22 protein-coding genes are annotated in these 18,270 nt (G+C 35.2%); 17 read left to right on the top strand and 5 right to left on the bottom strand.

Annotation, left to right across the window (positions count from 1 at the left end; genetic code table 11):
- Positions 1-10 precede the first annotated feature (10 nt).
- The 5 genes from glpK to hfq all read left to right on the top strand — a co-directional run bounded on the left by glpK (position 11) and on the right by hfq (position 5,693).
- Complete coding sequence (glpK, locus tag PYW36_RS07055; protein ID WP_103158843.1) at positions 11-1,513, top strand: glycerol kinase GlpK; 1,503 nt, start codon at positions 11-13, stop codon at positions 1,511-1,513.
- Between the two features lie 123 nt (positions 1,514-1,636).
- Complete coding sequence (locus PYW36_RS07050; RefSeq protein WP_037573436.1) at positions 1,637-3,310, top strand: glycerol-3-phosphate dehydrogenase/oxidase; 1,674 nt, start codon at positions 1,637-1,639, stop codon at positions 3,308-3,310.
- A 288-nt stretch (positions 3,311-3,598) separates the two neighbouring features.
- Positions 3,599-4,534, top strand: coding sequence for an alpha/beta hydrolase (locus PYW36_RS07045; RefSeq protein ID WP_103158842.1), 936 nt, complete (start codon positions 3,599-3,601; stop codon positions 4,532-4,534).
- Between the two features lies 1 nt (position 4,535).
- On the top strand, positions 4,536-5,471 hold the full coding sequence (gene miaA / locus PYW36_RS07040) for a tRNA (adenosine(37)-N6)-dimethylallyltransferase MiaA (RefSeq protein ID WP_103158855.1): 936 nt from the start codon (positions 4,536-4,538) through the stop codon (positions 5,469-5,471).
- A gap of 15 nt (positions 5,472-5,486) precedes the next feature.
- On the top strand, positions 5,487-5,693 hold the full coding sequence (hfq, locus tag PYW36_RS07035) for an RNA chaperone Hfq (protein WP_037573438.1): 207 nt from the start codon (positions 5,487-5,489) through the stop codon (positions 5,691-5,693).
- Positions 5,694-5,814: 121 nt separating this feature from the next.
- Here the strand turns inward: hfq and PYW36_RS07030 are convergent, their stop codons facing one another.
- Positions 5,815-6,288: a glutathione peroxidase gene (locus PYW36_RS07030; RefSeq protein WP_103158841.1), complete on the bottom strand. Its 474-nt coding sequence runs from the start codon at positions 6,286-6,288 to the stop codon at positions 5,815-5,817.
- A gap of 121 nt (positions 6,289-6,409) precedes the next feature.
- On the opposite strand from PYW36_RS07030, the gene hflX reads away from it, so the two are divergent.
- The 4 genes from hflX (at position 6,410) to glnA (ending at position 10,743) form a co-directional block, all read left to right on the top strand.
- Positions 6,410-7,642: a GTPase HflX gene (gene hflX, locus PYW36_RS07025; RefSeq protein WP_103158840.1), complete on the top strand. Its 1,233-nt coding sequence runs from the start codon at positions 6,410-6,412 to the stop codon at positions 7,640-7,642.
- A gap of 14 nt (positions 7,643-7,656) precedes the next feature.
- Complete coding sequence (locus PYW36_RS07020; protein ID WP_103158839.1) at positions 7,657-8,895, top strand: methionine gamma-lyase family protein; 1,239 nt, start codon at positions 7,657-7,659, stop codon at positions 8,893-8,895.
- Positions 8,896-9,014: 119 nt separating this feature from the next.
- Complete coding sequence (locus PYW36_RS07015) at positions 9,015-9,380, top strand: MerR family transcriptional regulator (RefSeq protein WP_037573443.1); 366 nt, start codon at positions 9,015-9,017, stop codon at positions 9,378-9,380.
- A 22-nt stretch (positions 9,381-9,402) separates the two neighbouring features.
- Positions 9,403-10,743 (top strand): type I glutamate--ammonia ligase, encoded by a 1,341-nt coding sequence (gene glnA, locus PYW36_RS07010; RefSeq protein ID WP_103158838.1) that lies wholly within the window; start codon positions 9,403-9,405, stop codon positions 10,741-10,743.
- Positions 10,744-10,850: 107 nt separating this feature from the next.
- Here glnA and PYW36_RS07005 read toward each other — a convergent pair whose 3' ends face one another.
- From PYW36_RS07005 to PYW36_RS06990, 4 genes are all read right to left on the bottom strand, one after another.
- Positions 10,851-11,981, bottom strand: coding sequence for a site-specific integrase (locus tag PYW36_RS07005; protein WP_103158837.1), 1,131 nt, complete (start codon positions 11,979-11,981; stop codon positions 10,851-10,853).
- Between the two features lie 66 nt (positions 11,982-12,047).
- Complete coding sequence (locus tag PYW36_RS07000) at positions 12,048-13,124, bottom strand: hypothetical protein (RefSeq protein ID WP_229717275.1); 1,077 nt, start codon at positions 13,122-13,124, stop codon at positions 12,048-12,050.
- The gene (locus PYW36_RS06995; RefSeq protein WP_103158836.1) at positions 13,114-13,590 is read right to left on the bottom strand and encodes an ImmA/IrrE family metallo-endopeptidase; all 477 of its coding nucleotides are present in this window, start codon (positions 13,588-13,590) and stop codon (positions 13,114-13,116) included. The genes PYW36_RS07000 and PYW36_RS06995 overlap by 11 nt, the downstream gene beginning before the upstream one ends.
- A 29-nt stretch (positions 13,591-13,619) precedes the next feature.
- The gene (locus PYW36_RS06990) at positions 13,620-13,955 is read right to left on the bottom strand and encodes a helix-turn-helix domain-containing protein (protein ID WP_103158835.1); all 336 of its coding nucleotides are present in this window, start codon (positions 13,953-13,955) and stop codon (positions 13,620-13,622) included.
- Between the two features lie 174 nt (positions 13,956-14,129).
- Here PYW36_RS06990 and PYW36_RS06985 point away from each other — a divergent pair, with 174 nt between their 5' ends.
- The 8 genes from PYW36_RS06985 (at position 14,130) to PYW36_RS06950 (ending at position 18,252) form a co-directional block, all read left to right on the top strand.
- Positions 14,130-14,357: a helix-turn-helix domain-containing protein gene (locus tag PYW36_RS06985; protein ID WP_103158834.1), complete on the top strand. Its 228-nt coding sequence runs from the start codon at positions 14,130-14,132 to the stop codon at positions 14,355-14,357.
- A gap of 146 nt (positions 14,358-14,503) precedes the next feature.
- The gene (locus PYW36_RS06980; RefSeq protein WP_103158833.1) at positions 14,504-14,779 is read left to right on the top strand and encodes a hypothetical protein; all 276 of its coding nucleotides are present in this window, start codon (positions 14,504-14,506) and stop codon (positions 14,777-14,779) included.
- Between the two features lie 25 nt (positions 14,780-14,804).
- On the top strand, positions 14,805-14,957 hold the full coding sequence (locus PYW36_RS06975; protein ID WP_172458445.1) for a hypothetical protein: 153 nt from the start codon (positions 14,805-14,807) through the stop codon (positions 14,955-14,957).
- A 77-nt stretch (positions 14,958-15,034) separates the two neighbouring features.
- Positions 15,035-15,232: a hypothetical protein gene (locus tag PYW36_RS06970; protein WP_103158832.1), complete on the top strand. Its 198-nt coding sequence runs from the start codon at positions 15,035-15,037 to the stop codon at positions 15,230-15,232.
- Entirely contained in the window at positions 15,225-15,710 is a 486-nt protein-coding gene (locus PYW36_RS06965) for a siphovirus Gp157 family protein (RefSeq protein WP_103158831.1), read from the top strand. The genes PYW36_RS06970 and PYW36_RS06965 overlap by 8 nt, the downstream gene beginning before the upstream one ends.
- Positions 15,710-16,420: an AAA family ATPase gene (locus tag PYW36_RS06960; RefSeq protein ID WP_103158830.1), complete on the top strand. Its 711-nt coding sequence runs from the start codon at positions 15,710-15,712 to the stop codon at positions 16,418-16,420. Before PYW36_RS06965 ends, PYW36_RS06960 begins: the two co-directional genes overlap by 1 nt.
- On the top strand, positions 16,404-17,738 hold the full coding sequence (locus PYW36_RS06955; RefSeq protein ID WP_103158829.1) for a DEAD/DEAH box helicase: 1,335 nt from the start codon (positions 16,404-16,406) through the stop codon (positions 17,736-17,738). The genes PYW36_RS06960 and PYW36_RS06955 overlap by 17 nt, the downstream gene beginning before the upstream one ends.
- 16 nt (positions 17,739-17,754) lie before the next feature.
- Positions 17,755-18,252 carry a DUF669 domain-containing protein gene (locus PYW36_RS06950; protein ID WP_103158828.1) on the top strand — a complete coding sequence of 166 codons (498 nt, stop codon included), beginning with the start codon at positions 17,755-17,757 and terminating at the stop codon, positions 18,250-18,252.
- Positions 18,253-18,270 lie beyond the last annotated feature (18 nt).

The following is an 18,270-nucleotide window of genomic DNA, read 5'->3' as shown; positions in this document are numbered from 1 at the left end:
TTAACTTATTATGGGAAAATATATATTATCAATTGACCAAGGGACTACAAGTTCAAGAGCCATTTTATTTAATAAAGAAGGCGAAATCGTTGGTGTCGCACAACGTGAATTTAAACAACACTTTCCAAAAGCTGGATGGGTAGAACATGATGCAAATGAAATTTGGACATCAGTATTATCTGTTATTGCATCAGTGTTGAATGAAAATAACGTAAAAGCTTCTGAAATTGCTGGAATTGGTATTACAAACCAGCGTGAAACAACAGTGGTTTGGGATAAAGAGTCAGGACGTCCAATTTACAACGCTATCGTATGGCAATCTCGTCAAACACAAGCTATCTGTGAACAATTGAAAAAGGATGGTCATGAGGCCACATTTCGTAAAAAAACTGGATTGCTCCTTGACCCTTATTTCTCAGGTACTAAAGTAAAATGGATTTTAGACCATGTTGATGGTGCCCGTGAAAAAGCAGAAAAAGGCGAAATCCTTTTCGGTACAATCGATTCATGGCTTGTTTGGAAATTATCCGGTGGTCGTACTCATATTACTGACTATTCTAATGCGAGTCGTACTTTAATGTACAATATTCATGACTTGAAATGGGATGACGAGTTGTTAGAAATTCTCGACGTTCCTAAAGCAATGTTACCTGAAGTAAAACCTTCAAGTGAAGTTTATTGCGAAACAATTGACTATCATTTCTTCGGTCAAAAAGTCCCTATTGCGGGCGTAGCAGGTGACCAACAAGCTGCATTGTTTGGTCAAGCATGTTTTGAAAAAGGTGACATTAAAAACACATATGGCACAGGTGGCTTTATGTTAATGAATACTGGGGAAGAGGCAGTCGCTTCTGAAAATGGTTTATTAACAACAATTGCCTACGGTCTTGATGGTAAAGTCAACTATGCACTTGAAGGATCAATTTTTGTCTCAGGTTCAGCGATACAGTGGTTACGAGACGGATTAAGAATGATTAATTCGGCACCACAATCTGAGGATTATGCTAAACGTGTAGACTCAACTGAAGGTGTTTATGTTGTCCCTGCATTTGTTGGGTTAGGTACACCTTATTGGGATTCTGAAGCACGTGGGGCTATTTTCGGTTTAACACGAGGTACTGAAAAAGAACATTTCATTCGTGCAACTTTAGAATCCCTATGTTATCAAACAAGAGACGTTATTGAGGCCATGGCACAAGATTCTGGCATTGAAGTAAACGGATTACGTGTCGATGGTGGCGCAGTAAAAAATAATTTCTTAATGCAATTCCAAGCAGATCTTGTGAATGTTTCTGTAGAACGTCCAGAAATCAGTGAAACAACAGCTTTAGGTGCTGCATATCTTGCAGGTATTGCAACAGGTTTCTGGAAAAATAAAGATGAAGTCAGCAACAACTGGAAATTGGAAAAATCTTTCGAACCAAAAATGGATGAAAAAGAAGCAAATAAACTTTATAAAGGTTGGCAAAAAGCCGTTGAAGCGACAAAAGTCTTTAAGTTAGACGAAGCATAGGTAGTATGCTATACTGTAGTTAAGTTAATAGATTACTCGAGAAGAAGAGAGATTTTGTTCGTAAAACTTTATGTAAAGTATATGGGCGGAGTCTCTCTTTTTATCATATTAGGAGGCGTAATTATGGGACGTTTATCAACGTTACAACGTGAGTCAGTAAAAGAAAAAATGCAACATCAGGAATATGATTTAGTCATTGTAGGGGGCGGCATTACAGGTGCAGGTGTCGCATTAGATGCATCTGCGCGTGGTATGAAAGTCGCATTAGTTGAAATGCAAGACTTTGCTTCAGGTACAAGCTCTCGTTCAACAAAATTAGTTCACGGTGGGTTAAGATATTTAAAACAATTCCAAGTTGGAGTTGTTGCAGAAACAGGTAGAGAACGTGCGATTGTATATGAAAATGGACCACATGTGACAACACCAGAGTGGATGTTATTACCAATGCACAAAGGCGGTACGTTCGGCAAATTCTCAACTTCAATTGGTCTTGCAATGTATGACCGTTTGGCAGGTGTAAAAAAATCTGAACGTAAACGTATGTTAAGTGTACAAGAAACTAAAGATAAAGAACCACTTGTGAAACAAGATGGACTTAAAGGTGGCGGTTACTATGTTGAGTACCGCACAGATGACGCGCGTATGACAATTGAAGTTATGAAAAAAGCAGCCGACTTAGGTGCAGATATTATCAACTATGCTAAAGTAGATCAATTTTTATATGACAATAAAAACAAAGTCAATGGTGTTTCTGTCATTGATCGCATTAAAAATGAAAAATTTGAAATTAAAGGTAAAAAAGTTGTCAATGCTACAGGCCCATGGGTAGATGAAGTGCGCAGTAATGATTACTCAAAAAACAATAAACAGTTACGCTTAACTAAAGGGGTTCATGTTGTTTTTGATGAATCTAAATTCCCATTACATCAAGCTGTTTATTTCGATACTGAAAATGATGGTCGTATGATTTTCGCAATTCCACGTGAAGGAAAAACATACGTAGGAACAACGGATACTTTTTATAATAATGACAAACGTAGTCCGTTAGTAAACCAAGAAGACCGTGATTATTTAATCGATGCTATTAACTACATGTTCCCAACTGTAAATGTTAAAGATGAAGATATTGAATCGACTTGGGCAGGTATTCGACCATTAATTTTAGAAGAAGGCAAAGACCCATCTGAAATTTCACGTAAAGATGAAATTTGGGAAGGTGACTCAGGTCTTCTAACAATCGCCGGAGGTAAGTTAACAGGTTATCGCCATATGGCTTACGAAATCGTTGAGCGTGTTGCAAAACGTTTAAAACAAGAATATAAATTGACATTCAAACCTGCGGATACAAAAAATATTAAAATTTCCGGTGGAGATGTCGGCGGTAGCAAAAACTTTAATCAATTTATTGAAGAAAAAGTTAAACTTGCTAAAGGTTATAATTTAGATGAAACACTTGCACGTAAATTAGCTAAAAAATATGGTTCAAATGTGGATGAATTATTCGCTTTAACACAAGCAGCACAACATCAAAACACAGGTTTACCACTCGAAATTTATGTTGAACTTCTATATGGAGTGCAAAATGAACTTGTCGTTAAACCTACTGATTTCTTAATTCGTCGTACAGGCGCACTCTACTTTGACATTGCTATGGTACAACAATATAAAGATATCGTTACAGACGTTTTAGCAGATTTAGTCGGTTATGACGATAATACTAAAGCTGTATATAAACAAGAATTAGAAGATGCGATTACACATGCTATCCATGGTCAACATCAAAGTGCAAATGCTTAAGATAGATGTTAATAAAATGAAGTAAATTGATTTGACTAAATGAATAAATGCAGAAAACAACGGGGTAAGGATATAAATCCTCCCCGTTATTTTATATGATTTAAAAAGGAAGCATCACTTTAATAGGATTGCTTAAAAAATGAGGGATATATAGTTAAACCTCCACTTTTTAATGTATTAATGTAAAAAAGAAAGTTTCTTTATTGTATCAAATACGTTGCACGTGTTTCCAAAGTATCTCTGTGGTAAAGTGTAATCAAAGTTACTGTACTGAAAGGTGGATTTTTGATGGTAAAAAAAGAAACCATGAAAATGGCTTTGTCTGACGATACAATGTTAGAGGTGACGATTGACCGTACGAGTACCGATGCTGTAGGTATTGTTCATATTTTTCATGGAATGGCAGAACATATGGAGCGTTATGATCGTCTCGTACATCAATTGAATCAACAGGGATATCATGTGATTCGTCATAATCATCGTGGCCATGGTAAAGAAATCAATACGTTACGCGGACATTTTGATTCAATCGAACAAGTCGTGAAAGACGCTCATGAAATTAAAACAACGATTCAACCTACGTTGAATGATCACTTACCTTATATCATATTAGGACATTCAATGGGCTCAATTATTGCTCGTCGTTACGTTCAGCTCTACCCAAAGGATATGGATGGTTTAATCTTGACAGGCACAGGTCTCTTCTCGCAATGGAAAGGCACATTATTAGTCTTTATGTTGAAAATCATCACTTTAGTCACAGGAAAGAAGCGTCGTTTGCAATGGATGAATAACCTTGTCATTGGGTCCTTTAATAAAGGTTTTAAACCCACTCGAACTGAAAGTGACTGGATTAGTTCAGATGAACATGAAGTGGATGCTTACGTCCATGACCCCTATTCAGGATTTTTAGTGTCCAATCAATTAATTTATAGTGTAATGAAAACGATGATGAAAACAGCACAGTTAAATGAAATTTCTAAAATGAGTTCTGACTTACCTATATTGCTCATTTCGGGAAAAGCAGATCCATTCGGTGACAATGGTAAAGGCGTACGACGGTTAGGTAAAATCTTAAAAAAAGGTGGTATTACCCACATTACTGTGCAATTATATAAACAAAAAAGACATGAAATTCTTTTTGAAAAAGATAAGGAAACAGTATGGCGACATATGTTAGACTGGATGAGTCGTCAAATTATAAAGAAAAAAGTGAGTGAATAATGTGATAAAGGAAAAACCTTTTTTGATCGTCATCGTCGGACCCACCGCGAGCGGTAAAACAGAATTAAGCATAGAACTTGCGAAAAAAATTGATGGAGAAATTATTAGTGGAGACTCTATGCAAGTTTATAAAGGAATGGATATTGGGACTGCTAAAATAACACCTAAAGAAATGCAAGGCATCCCTCATCATTTAATTGACATCCTTTCACCTGATGAACAGTTTACAGCTTTCGATTTTCAACAACGTGTTAAACCGTTAATTCATCACATTACTCAAAAAGGCAAAGTCCCTATCATTGTTGGAGGAACTGGCTTATATATTCAATCTGTGATCTATAATTACGAATTTGAACAAGAAGAGGTCTCTCCTGAAAAAGAACGTGAAGTTGTAGATCAAATGGAAGTTTTAAAAAACTATTCAAATGAAGAACTACATGATTACTTAGGGACGTTTGACCCAGAATCACAAGCAAATATTCACCCAAATAACCGCCAAAGAGTGGAACGGGCCATTGCTTATTACCTAAAGACAAAAAAAATTTTAAGTAATCGCAAGAAAAGTCACCAATTAACTGAAAATTATGATACATTATTACTAGGGATAGAAATGTCGCGTGATACATTGTATCGTAGAATAAATAAACGCGTCGACATTATGTTGTCTCTAGGTTTATTAGCTGAAGTGGAACGACTAATTGAATTAGGATATGAATCATGTCAAAGTATGCAAGCAATAGGATATAAAGAACTTATACCTGTCGTGCATGATGAAATGGAAATTGAACAAGCCGCTGATTTGTTAAAGCAACATTCTAGAAACTATGCGAAACGTCAGTTGACTTGGTTTAAAAACAAACTAAACGTTCATTGGTTAGATAGAGAGAGAATGTCACTTCCAGAAATGCTAGATGATATTTTAGCCCGAATACACTGATAAGGAGTAATGAGCATGTTTGACAAACAAGACATTCAAGAAACGTACCTAGAAAACTTTAAGAAAGAGGAGAAAGAATTAACAGTTTTCTTAACAAACGGATTTCAATTAAGAGGTACGATTGCAGACTATGACCAACAAGTGGTAGACTTTCTTTCTCAAGGAAAACACCATTTAATTTACAAGCATGCAATTAGTACATTCTTGGAAGGTACGAACTAACATTTGGAAAGGGGTCTTTCAATGATTGAATGAAGCTTGCATCAATTCATCGATTGAAATTGACCCCGCATGAAAAAACATCACGCCATGTGTTTAACACAGGTGTGATGTTTTTTCTTTCTTATAGTAATTCTTCAATCGTACTCGCAAGTTGTGCGGGTTGCTTTTGAGGAGAAAAACGTTGTACAACTTCACCTTCACGATTAACTAAAAACTTCGTGAAATTCCATTTGATTTTGTCCCCCAACATTCCCTTTTGTTGAGACTTTAAAAAGTCAAAAAGCGGATGTGCTTGAGCACCATTCACATCAATTTTTTGATGCATTGGAAAAGTGACGCCGTAATTTAATTGACAGTTTTGTTGTGCTTCAGTGCCTGATCCAGGTTCTTGATGCCCAAATTGATTACAAGGAAATCCTAGAACAACGAAGCCTTGATCTTTATATTGTTCATATAGGGATTGAAGCTCCTTAAATTGAGGGGTAAAGCCACATTCACTCGCAGTGTTCACGATGAGCATGACTTGACCTTTATAATTGGATAGAGGATAACTTGTGCCATTGGACAATTCTACTTCGATATCATAAATATTCATAAAAAGCACCTCATCTTTTAATTTATCATCCAAACTATAACATATTCTGAGAACATAGTCTTAACAAGGGGACTATGATAAAATACTCAAGAGATTGTTTCGAAATTAGAGAGGTGAAACTTTGACATATAAACAAAGTTATTCTACAGAAAAAATAAAAGAAAAGGCAATATTAATTGGGGTGAATGCCTTCCACTCAACATTTGACTTTACAAGTACGATGGAGGAGCTAGAAGCATTAAGTGCGACTTGTGAACTTGAAGTCGTTGAAACGTTCACACAAAATTTAACGCATGTTCACCCTAAATATTATATGGGGACAGGGAAACTCCAAACATTAAAAGATGCGATCGAATTTCACGATATTGATGTCATTGTAGCCAACGATGAATTAACGACAGCACAGTCGAAAAATTTAAATCATTACTTTGGCGTGAAAATCATAGATAGAACGCAATTGATTTTAGAAATATTTGCTTTACGTGCTCAAAGTAAAGAAGGAAAGCTCCAAGTCGAATTTGCCCAATTAGATTACTTACTTCCTCGACTGATGGGGCATGGAAAAAGTCTTTCTAGATTAGGAGGCGGAATTGGGACGAGAGGTCCTGGTGAAACAAAATTAGAAACAGATCGACGCCATATACGTACGCGAATGAATGAAATCAAACGAAAACTTGAAGAAGTCGAATCACATCGGGAACGATACCGTCAACAACGTGAGAACAATCGTATTTTTCAAATTGCGCTCGTCGGCTATACGAACGCAGGGAAATCTTCATGGTTCAATACATTAACTGAAGAGGGCACATATGAAAAAGATCAACTCTTCGCAACATTAGACCCTAAAACGCGCCAATTGACCCTTAAAGAAGGTTTTCAACTTGTGATTTCTGACACAGTTGGATTTATTCAAAAATTGCCAACAACCCTCATTGAAGCATTTAAGTCTACCCTAGAAGAAGCGCGTCGTGCTGATTTGTTAATTCATGTCGTCGATACAAGTCATGAGAAATACAAAATTCAATACGATACTGTAAACCAATTGCTTAAAGATTTAAGTATGGATGAAATACCTCAAGTGGTCTTATTTAATAAAAAAGATAAATGCTATGGCGAATCACCTGTGAGTCATCATCCGTCTTTATTTGTATCATCAAAAAATAAAGAGGATGAGGCGCACGTTCGGCAATTTATATTTGAACAATTGAAACGTCAAATGACTGCGTATACAACTACACTCCAAGCCTATCAAGCGCACGAACTTTACGAATTAAAACGACATACTTTAATTACTGAAATAAACTTTGATGAAGAAACGGAAACGTATCATATTAAAGGATATAAAAATAACTAGAAAGAAGCGAAAGCATGACAGATTTAACAAAATTAATAGATCAAGTTGAAGCGGAACTAGCACCGTATTTTAAAGAAATAGAGCACCGAGCATTTATAAATCAAGCACGTGTTCTAGATGCATTTCAACATGTAAAAATTTCAGAAAGTGACTTACAAGGAACAACAGGTTATGGATATGATGATTTTGGCAGAGATCATCTTGAAGCGGTTTACGCCGAAACGTTCAAAGCAGAAGATGCATTAGTGCGACCTCAAATCATTTCTGGGACGCATGCTATAACATTGGCGCTTCAAAGCACGTTGAAATATGGCGACGAACTTTTATACATTACTGGACGCCCTTATGATACTTTGCTAGAAGTCATAGGGATTAATGGTAATGGGATTGAAAGTTTAAAAGAACACGGTGTCTCATATAAAGATGTTGCTTTAAAAGATGGACATATTCACATAGAGGAAGTTCTAAAGTCCATCCATAATAAAACAAAAGTCATCGCCATTCAACGATCAAAAGGCTATGACCAGCGTCCTTCTATTGATATAGATGAAATTGAAAACGTCATCAAAGACATTAAACAACATTTTCCAGACAAAATTATCTTTGTAGACAATTGTTATGGAGAATTTGTAGAAACGCGTGAGCCTATTGAAGTTGGTGCAGATATTATGGCCGGATCTCTTATTAAAAATCCGGGTGGGGGTTTAGCTAAAATAGGAGGATATATCGCTGGACGTAAAGAATTGGTGGAACGCTGTGGTTATAGACTCACTGCCCCAGGAATCGGAAAAGAAGCAGGAGCGTCACTCGGCTCACTTCACGAAATGTATCAAGGCTTTTTCCTAAGTCCTCACGTGGTCAGCCAAAGTTTAAAAGGGGCATTATTTACAAGTCTTTTAATAGAAAAATTAAATATGAAGACGACACCAAGATACAATGTCCCAAGAACGGATTTAATCCAAACGGTGCGCTTTGATACGAAAGCGCAAATGATTCAATTTTGTCAAAGTATTCAACATAACTCACCTATTAATGCGCATTTTAGTCCTGAGCCAAGCTATATGCCAGGATATGAAGATGATGTCATTATGGCTGCTGGTACTTTTATTCAGGGGGCATCTATAGAGTTAACAGCCGATGGCCCTATACGTCCACCCTATGAAGTCTATGTTCAAGGTGGTTTGACATACGAACACGTGAAACTTGCGGTTACGCGTGCTATCACAGAAATGATGCACAAAAATTTAATCTAACCCTTTAAGACCTGACGTACTTTTGAAGTTTATGTCAGGTTTCCTTACATATTTTTGTATTGTCAGAATAGATATGATATGGTTACGTTAAGTTCAAAATAATCAAGGAGATGTAGGAAATGGACAACGATAAAATTCGACGTAACATGCCTGTATTTCCGATGAGTGTTGTCAGTAAGTTAACGGATTTAACACCTAGACAAATTCGTTATTACGAAACACATGAACTCATTTTTCCTTCTAGAACAGAAGGAAATAAGCGATTATTCTCATTAAATGATTTGGAAACGTTACTTTCAATTAAGCATTTACTAGAAAAAGGGTTTAATATGAAAGGGATTAAACAAATCATGTTAGAACAAAATGAAACATTAAATCAAGAGGAAGCGCATTTAAGAAAACAGATGCTTGTAGATACAACTCAAAAACCGCAACGAGAATCTATTCCGCTTAACCGTGGAGACTTATCACGCTTTTTCAAATAATTTAAATGGAGGCTATGATTCAATGCCAAAACAAGAATTTACGAAAGAAGATATCCGCCGCTTTGCAGAAGAAGAAAACGTACGTTATATCCGTTTGCAATTCTCTGACATTTTAGGAACAATCAAAAACGTAGAGGTCCCAGTAAGTCAACTAGAAAAAGTACTCGATAATGAAATGATGTTCGATGGATCCTCTATCGAAGGTTTCGTGCGTATTGAGGAATCTGACATGTACTTAAAACCTGATTTGAATACGTGGGTTATTTTCCCATGGACAGCAGGTCAAGGTAAAGTTGCGCGTTTAATTTGTGATGTTTATACAACTGAAGGAAAACCATTTGACGGAGACCCACGTAGTAATTTAAAACGTGTACTTAAAGAAATGGAAGAACTTGGGTTTACTGATTTTAATCTTGGACCTGAGCCAGAATTTTTCCTATTCAAGTTAGACGAAAAAGGCGAACCGACAATGGAACTAAACGACCACGGGGGCTATTTTGACTTAGCACCAACAGATTTAGGTGAAAACTGCCGTCGTGATATTGTACTAGAATTAGAAGACATGGGGTTTGACATTGAAGCGAGTCATCACGAAGTAGCACCAGGTCAACATGAAATTGACTTTAAATATGCAGATGCGATTACAGCATGTGATAACATTCAAACGTTTAAACTTGTGGTTAAAACAATTGCGCGTCAACACAACTTACACGCAACGTTTATGCCTAAACCATTATTTGGCGTCAATGGTAGCGGTATGCACTTTAACGTATCATTATTTAAAGGTAAAGAAAATGCGTTCTTTGATGAAAATGGCAAAATGGAATTATCTCAAGATGCCTACCATTTCATTGCAGGAATTATGAAAAATGCGCGTGGTTTTACTGCCGTATGTAACCCACTTGTAAACTCTTATAAACGCCTTGTGCCTGGTTACGAAGCACCAAGTTATATTGCTTGGAGTGGTAAAAACCGTTCTCCATTAGTACGTGTTCCAACTTCACGTGGCTTATCTACGCGTGTAGAAGTACGCTCTGTAGACCCAGCGGCAAACCCTTATATGGCATTAGCGGCGATTTTACAAGCTGGTTTAGAGGGTATTAAAAATAAACTCGAAGTACCAGAGCCGGTAAATCAAAATATTTATGAAATGAATCGTGAAGAACGTGAAGCGGTAGGAATTGAAGATTTACCGTCAACACTATACACAGCGCTTAAAGCAATGCGTGAAAATGAAGCAATTAAAAAAGCTTTAGGTGACCATATTTATCATCAATTCATTAATTCAAAATCAATTGAATGGGATTACTACCGTACGCAAGTCAGCGAATGGGAAGTTGACCAATACATGAAACAATATTAAGTTATTTAACCCTTGAAGTCATAGGCTTTGAGGGTTTTATTTTAATGATTTGCGGTTGCCCAATTACCTAGAAAGGATGTTTTGGGCAGAATTTGGGCAACTCAATACTAGAAAATATTTTTTTCATTGATGTATTTTTCGAAGTTTTCTTTTGCTTTTTGATTCATCTTTTCAGTTACATGACTATAAACTTGTTCGGTGATAGCCATCGTTTTATGTCCAAGCCGTTCCTGAATAACTTTCATAGGTACATCACTTTCCAACAAAAGTGTTGCATGTGTATGTCTTAATTTGTGAATGCTCAGTTTGTTTTCTTCTCCTAATAATTTACTAGTTACATACACCATTGTATTGTGTGTTGTACTACGTGGGAGAGGGTCGCCGAAAGCATTACAGAATATAAAGTCATTAGCCTGATTATAAATATCTTCATTAACTATTCGGTTTGCATTTTGAAGATATTTTAATTTGGTTAACTCTTTGGCTAAATCATCGGTAATATAAATGGTTCTATGCTCTTTGTTTTTAGTGGTATTCCATCTGTCATGCTTTTGGTCATAGGATTTTGTAATAGATAGCGTTTTATCTTTATTGTTGTAGTCGGACCATTGTAGCGCGTTTGCTTCACCAACCCGTATTCCAGTTTCAATCATTGTTCTAAACATATAATATTGATGAACGTCTCTTTTCTTAACCATCTCTAAAAAGGGTTTGATTTGCTCTTTAGGTAAATATTGCGCTTTTTGAGGTTCGTTTAAATCACTGTGTTTAAGTTCGATGCCGTCACACGGATTGAAATGTATAAGGCGATCATACATAGCGCGTTGCAGTGCTCTTTTTAAAAATCCATGTGACTTCTTGATAGTTGACTTACTATAACCTTTTTTGATTAAGTCATTGATAAATTCTTGATGTTTTGAAGGTGTGATGTTTTTGAGAGATATGTTGCCATAAAAGCTCATTACACGTTTTTCTGAAAATTTTTCAATCTCAATAGTACTTTGGCTTAATTTATCATTGCGCCATGTTTTTAAATAGTATTCTAGCCAATCGTTAAGCAGATAATTTTTGTTCTCTTTCATGCCTTTATTTAAAGAATTTTCAACTTCGATAGCAGCACGCTTTGCCTCCACTTTAGTTTTAAAACCGCTTTTACTTATATATTTTTTGTTCTTTTGTTCATCAATATAATGCACTTTAAAACGCCAAGTTTTACCTCTTTTTTCAAAAGATGCCATAAAATCTCTCCTTTTACCTGTAAAAATGTAAAAAATAATAAGGGTACGTGGAAGTACCCGGTATTATTAGTAAGGTTCAACTTCATTTAAAATTTCGTTTTGACGTTGTTCCATAGAATTATATTCAGCTTCACTAACTCCATCTTCATACATTTTGTCTGATAGCTCGAAATATTCTTTTTCTAATTCTGCCTCACGAGATGATTGCTCACTATCACTATCAAATTCTTCTGACATATCTTCGGATTCAGACGAATTTATGTCAGATTCGGCTTCTTCTTCCATAGATTCATATTTCTCCATTTCTGCTTTATCTCTTGCTTCTACTTCTTCATTATGAACATCTGTTAAAGCGTTATTAATTTCCATAAGAATATTGTATACATATACATTAACCTCGTCATCGACATGGTTTATTAACGAATCTTTGTCTAAGCTTTTATTTACATCGTCAACAAGTTCGTTGAATTCTGCAGATGATACTGTTCGATTGTGTTTATCGTTAGCATACTTGTTTAATTTAACCATATCTCTTTTCGGGATTTCATTTGTATCGTCAATAACATAGTTTTTGTTTTGTAATGATGCGAAAATATTGATTATTTCTTCTTGGTCTTCCTCGTTAGTGTGGAGAATATAGTATAAATTGTTATTTTGTTCTTTACCTAGAATTTTTCTAGTGTCTATAGCGTTAACGTTTTCTTCAATATTTCCTAAACTTTGTTGTGTAATATACGCATCTTTAGATACTATTTTAAAGAAGGCCTCTTTAGTAACACCATCAATAGAACCTACTTTATCGAATCTCATGTATAAATCTGAATATATTTCATTAATATATTTAAATGCTTTATCAAGTTCTTCACGTTCATAATTGTCTTTCAATAATTTACTATCAACTTCTTTTTTGTACTCTTTGTATGCTTTATCGACTTCTTGAGAAGCTTGTTTAGCTTTTTTGCTTATTACTTGTGGGTTATCAGTTTCAATGTTATCAATTCTTTCAAAAGTTCCAGTGATATTTTTAACATATTTCTGACTTGCATCTGAGAATTTCTTTTCTTTTTCTTCTTCGCTCATTCCACAAGCTGACAAAAATACCAAACATATAAATATTAAACCAATAAAAAACCTAAACTTCATCAAAATTCCTCCCCTGAATATCCTTATATATTATTAAAGGTTCGAAACAAATATTGTAGCTTTTGTATTGAACCATTAAACCATATTTTTGTTTGTAATGATTTATAGTGTCTTGCACAAAACCTTCTGTAACCTCAAAAAAAAGAGACATCTCGTGCAAGTTATGAACGCCATATTCATAAGCATCGATTATACCTTGAATGCTTATTACTGATTCGTAAGCTTTACGTTTCGCTTTATTTTCTAATTTTCTATTTAGAATTTTTGACTGATCTAAGATGTTACCATATGTAATTTTATGATGTGCGATTTCTTCAGCAAGCGTTTCATGCTTTTTATACGCACTCATATTTTCTTTTATGTAAATTGTTCCCTCGTAATATAGACCGCTTTGAAAGTGTGGAAGGGAAGATGTCTCAACCACATCTATGTTGCCATTTTCTATTAATAAATTTTCATACTTCAATTTACATCATCCTTTTGCCTATGTACTAGTTACTTTTTACGATTTTTAATAAATTCAATAAATTGACGTACTTCCTCCATTTCTTCTTCAGTCAAATTATCCTTATCGAAATGTGCTGCTATTGTTTCTTGGTGTTCCATATCTATTTCTTCTCTACCACTCAATTCATCTAATGTTACTCCGAAAAATTGAGCTAGTGCTGAAGCGTGCGATACTGATGGAGAGGTAGTACCTTTTTCCCATCTATCGATAGAGGCTTTAGAAAATTTAACATCAAATCTATTATTTAATTGGTTTGTAAGTTCAACTAATGATAAATTTCTACTTTTTCGTAACGATACTAAGTTTTCTCCGAAATTTGACATGTTATTTTCTCCTTAATTTGTAATTTACAAACTTATTATATAAGTTTGTTCCCATTTTTGCAACATATTTTACAAACTTTTTTCTCAAAAATGAAATTTCTTTGTTGACATCTCATAAATGGGAATGTATCATGTGTATTGTAATCTCATAAATGAGAAATAGGAGGTGCAAATATGAGTACTAGAAGATATGTCAATTTGAGATTGCTACTTGAAAAAAGAGGTTTAAAACATCAAGAAGTAGCCAAAATGATAGGAATGACACCAGCAAAGTTTAGCCAAAAAATTAACCGTAATAAAAGTGATTTTACTTTAGCAGAGGCCAGTCTTATTTGCGACGTGTTAAATGTATCTATGGACGAATATTTTTTTGTTCATGATGTCTCAAAAATGAGACGCTAGGATTATAATTTAATATGTTCAACGCCTGCATTGAGCAGATGTGAGCGAGAGTGCGCGAAGATATGAGCCACGCTTAAATACATTTAACAGTCATTGCGATGACCGTCTGTTGAATGTGGGCGTTGAGGAGAAAAAGGAGGGATAAAATGCTAAACGTACAAATTAATGAAGACTTAATAAACGACTTAGTAGATAAAAAAGTTACTGAAATTTTATCTACTTATAAAAGAACATTAGTCACAGTAGACATGAAAGATTTGATTAAGATGACAGGATTGAGTAGATCAACATTAACCACTGAAATAACAAATCAACCTGAAGTAGTAGAAGTCACTCGTCGAATTGGAACCCGAGTACTGTATAAATATCCTGATGTGGTTGAAGCCATTACGAAAGTAATAGATAGGTTAGGAGAGGATTAACATTACACACATATTAGCAATTTTTATGACAGTAGCAGTCGCAATCATATTAACAACAATACTTGCCTTTGCAGGTGTGTACTTTACGACACTGCTATTCATCGTAATACTCGCAGAAGCACTGACGTATCACTTAACTAAGCATGTAGTTAATACATTAAAAAAGACCGCTAGCTAATTGCCGTTAGCTAACAGTCAAAAACAATCTGGAGTTAATTTATATCTCCAGTATATCAGAAAATGGAGGAATTTAAAATGGAAGATAAAGTATTTATACCTTACGCAGAGTTCAAACGTCTTGTGGCTCAGGAAATTAACTTAAAAAATCAAATTGCAACTTTAGAAGAGGAAATTCAAGAACTGGAATACAAAGTTGATCGACTCGACATTAAGCTGTTTCAAATTGAAAACGGACATGTAGATGAGGATAAGGAGGAACTTATCGATGACTAACCTTTTCCAATTATCAACAAGTTATCAACAAGTACTTGATTTAATCGAACAAGGTATGAACCCTGAATATTTAAAAGATACACTCGACTCAATTGAAGTCGAATTGAATGTAAAGGTCGATAATACAATTGGACTCAAACGCAGTGTGGACGCTGATATCGATGCAATCGACAAGGAAATCAAGCGTCTCCAAGAACTTAAGCAACAGAAACAAAACTTCTCTGAAAGATTGAAAAATTATCTTCAAGAGATGTTGGACATTCAAGGGTTACAGAAATTTAGAACATCTACAAATTACATCTACAAACGTAAGAATGCGCCTAGTGTGCACATTACTAATGAAAAGTTAATCGGTAGTGATTACTGGATATCACAATCGCCGAAACTGAATAAAAAACAAATAAAAGAAGATATTAAAGCAGGCATCACAGTAGAGGGTGCGGAATTGCGTGACAGTGAAAGTTTGGTGATTAAGTAATGGCTTTCAATATATCAAGTGCGAAAGATATTACAACAGATAAGGCGACTTACTTTATTTACGGTAAACCAGGTAGTGGTAAGACACATACTCTTAATTATTTACCTGGTAAAACGCTATACGTCAACGTAGACAAGTCTGAACGCCCCCTAAAAGGCAATGAGAACATTGACATCTTAGAATTTAATTCTCACGAAGCATGGGAAGAATGGGGCGAATTAATGAAATGGTTTGCTGATAAGAAGAATAAATCGATACTTGATAAATACGATAACATCGTTATTGATAACTTATCGGAATTGTTTAGATCAATGCTTGCTGATTTAGGTCGTTCCGGTAAAAACCATCGTGTCCCTGAAATGTCGCATTATCAACGAGTAGACTTTTTTACAATTGATAGCTTGCGATACCTGCAATCATTAAACAAACGTTTGGTATTGCTAGCGTGGGAAACAAACTACGACTTTTTTACACCTGCCGGACAACAAATCACACAATCTGTACCTGATATTCGTAAAACAATACGTGATAACGTTGCAGGGTTATGCCAGGTAGTCGCTAGATTAATCGTAAATAAAGAATCGGGTAAACGAGGATTTATCCTGATGCCAACGAATCAGATATTCGCTAAAAATCAATTAGATAGCAGAGAACACTGTTTACAAGAGGATTTATTTAAAGTGGGTGGCAGTGATGATAGCCCTACGTGATTATCAACATGAATTACTAGATGGCATTCATCAAAGTATGGCGAATAATAACAAACGGATAATGGTACAAAGCCCTGCAGGCAGTGGGAAAACGGTGACAATGAGTGAGCTTGTGAGACGTGCAAACGAAAAGAATAATCGAGTGTTGACAGTCGTTCACAGGAACGAACTAGTGTCGCAAATATCACAAACCTTTTCTGCAAATAATGTTGATTGGAATTTATCTCAAGTAGGCATGGTGCAGACCATTTCAAATAGAGTTAAAAAAGGCACAGTAATAGAACCGACAATCATCGTTATAGATGAAGCACATCACGCATTATCTAAAACGTATAGAAATATTATTAATGCATTCCCGAACGCTTATGTAATAGGGTTCACCGCAACGCCGTGCAGATTGAATGGTCAAGGGTTTACAGATTTATTCGACGATATTGTGCTAGGTAAAACTGTTAAATGGTTGATTGATAATAAACGTTTAGCACCCTATAAATATTTATCAATTGATCTAATAAATCACGAAAAATTAAAACATCAACGTGGTGAATATTCGCAGAAATCTATTTCAGAAGCTTTCGATAAAAAGATATATGGTGATGTACTTAAAAATTATGAGCAGTATGCCAAAGGGTTAAAGACAATTATCTATGCATACAATGTTGAATCCAGTAAACGTGTTGCAGAGCAGTTTAAACAAAAAGGCTACAAAGCTTATCACCTAGACGGCAAGGCTAAAACACAAGAACGTTTAGAGGTCGTTGAGAAATTCAGGGAAGGTGAGATTGATATATTAACTAACGCTGAATTGTTCGGTGAGGGATTTGATATACCTGATTGTCATTGCGTGATACTGCTTAGACCAACTGAATCGTTAAGTTTATTCATTCAACAAACCATGCGCGCTATGCGTTATCAACCTAATAAAAAAGCAATCATTATTGATTTGGTTAACAATTGGAGCATTCATGAATTACCTGATTCTGATAGAGATTGGTTGAAATATTTTGAAGGTAAACCACCTCGTGAAAAATCTGAAATACATGTGAAAGAATGTCCTGAATGTTTAAACGTTATATTTTCAAATCAAAAAGAATGTCCTGAATGTGGACACGATTTTACTACAGAAACTAAAGAAACTGCTTATGCAGTCGAAGATGTAGAACTTGAAGAAATTACTGAAGAAAACATTATCAGATTGCAATTCAAAAAACCTAGTGAATGCAAGTCGATGAAAGAATTATACGAGCTTGCAGAATCACTTAACTACAAGCCTGGTTGGGCTTACTATCAAGGCAAAATTTTAGGATTAATAAATTAATTGGAGGAATAAAATTATGACAAACTTTACTTTAAACATGGAAGATACTTTCGACGGAGGTATTCAAGACGGTACTTATGAAACAGTAATTACTAAATTTGAGGAAAACGCTACTCAATCAGGTACTGAATATGTGGATGTACAATTAACAATTCGTAACGATATTGATCAAAAGAATAAGAACAGTAAAATCTTCCACAAGATTTGGAAAGCAAAAGCTACTGGTAAATACGACATGCGTTTCTTTAACACAATTGGAGCAGCTGCACAATTACAACAAGGCAAGGCTTATAAATCAATTGAAGAATTATTCACAGACTTCTTAGGAAAATCAGTGAGAGTGTCAGTTAAAAACGAGACATCAGAGTACAACGGTAAAACGTATGAAAACTTAAATGTAAAGCGTTGGGAGAATACGAAGTTCCCTGAATTAAATCACAAATTTAAAACTGAAGACGGTTCTAATCCATTCAATGTAGGTCAATCGGCACCTGAACCTGACTACCCATTTTAATTCATAAGGTAAAAGTTA

Source organism: Staphylococcus chromogenes (assembly GCF_029024625.1).
Lineage (GTDB): Bacteria > Bacillota > Bacilli > Staphylococcales > Staphylococcaceae > Staphylococcus > Staphylococcus chromogenes.
This window is presented reverse-complemented; position numbering and strand designations above follow the sequence as displayed.

Bases quoted from the DNA above. Each gene is read 5' to 3' on its own strand.
- glnA (WP_103158838.1), top strand. From the start codon at position 9,403: ATGCCAAAACAAGAATTTACGAAAGAAGATATCCGCCGCTTTGCAGAA.
- PYW36_RS07045 (WP_103158842.1), top strand. From the start codon at position 3,599: ATGGTAAAAAAAGAAACCATGAAAATGGCTTTGTCTGACGATACAATG.
- PYW36_RS07015 (WP_037573443.1), top strand. From the start codon at position 9,015: ATGGACAACGATAAAATTCGACGTAACATGCCTGTATTTCCGATGAGT.
- PYW36_RS06965 (WP_103158831.1), top strand. From the start codon at position 15,225: ATGACTAACCTTTTCCAATTATCAACAAGTTATCAACAAGTACTTGAT.
- PYW36_RS06975 (WP_172458445.1), top strand. From the start codon at position 14,805: ATGACAGTAGCAGTCGCAATCATATTAACAACAATACTTGCCTTTGCA.
- glpK (WP_103158843.1), top strand. From the start codon at position 11: ATGGGAAAATATATATTATCAATTGACCAAGGGACTACAAGTTCAAGA.
- PYW36_RS07020 (WP_103158839.1), top strand. From the start codon at position 7,657: ATGACAGATTTAACAAAATTAATAGATCAAGTTGAAGCGGAACTAGCA.
- PYW36_RS07005 (WP_103158837.1), bottom strand. From the start codon at position 11,981: ATGGCATCTTTTGAAAAAAGAGGTAAAACTTGGCGTTTTAAAGTGCAT.
- PYW36_RS06980 (WP_103158833.1), top strand. From the start codon at position 14,504: ATGCTAAACGTACAAATTAATGAAGACTTAATAAACGACTTAGTAGAT.
- PYW36_RS07000 (WP_229717275.1), bottom strand. From the start codon at position 13,124: ATGAAGTTTAGGTTTTTTATTGGTTTAATATTTATATGTTTGGTATTT.
- PYW36_RS06970 (WP_103158832.1), top strand. From the start codon at position 15,035: ATGGAAGATAAAGTATTTATACCTTACGCAGAGTTCAAACGTCTTGTG.
- PYW36_RS06960 (WP_103158830.1), top strand. From the start codon at position 15,710: ATGGCTTTCAATATATCAAGTGCGAAAGATATTACAACAGATAAGGCG.
- PYW36_RS06990 (WP_103158835.1), bottom strand. From the start codon at position 13,955: ATGTCAAATTTCGGAGAAAACTTAGTATCGTTACGAAAAAGTAGAAAT.
- PYW36_RS07030 (WP_103158841.1), bottom strand. From the start codon at position 6,288: ATGAATATTTATGATATCGAAGTAGAATTGTCCAATGGCACAAGTTAT.
- PYW36_RS07050 (WP_037573436.1), top strand. From the start codon at position 1,637: ATGGGACGTTTATCAACGTTACAACGTGAGTCAGTAAAAGAAAAAATG.
- PYW36_RS06955 (WP_103158829.1), top strand. From the start codon at position 16,404: ATGATAGCCCTACGTGATTATCAACATGAATTACTAGATGGCATTCAT.
- PYW36_RS06985 (WP_103158834.1), top strand. From the start codon at position 14,130: ATGAGTACTAGAAGATATGTCAATTTGAGATTGCTACTTGAAAAAAGA.
- PYW36_RS06950 (WP_103158828.1), top strand. From the start codon at position 17,755: ATGACAAACTTTACTTTAAACATGGAAGATACTTTCGACGGAGGTATT.
- hfq (WP_037573438.1), top strand. From the start codon at position 5,487: ATGTTTGACAAACAAGACATTCAAGAAACGTACCTAGAAAACTTTAAG.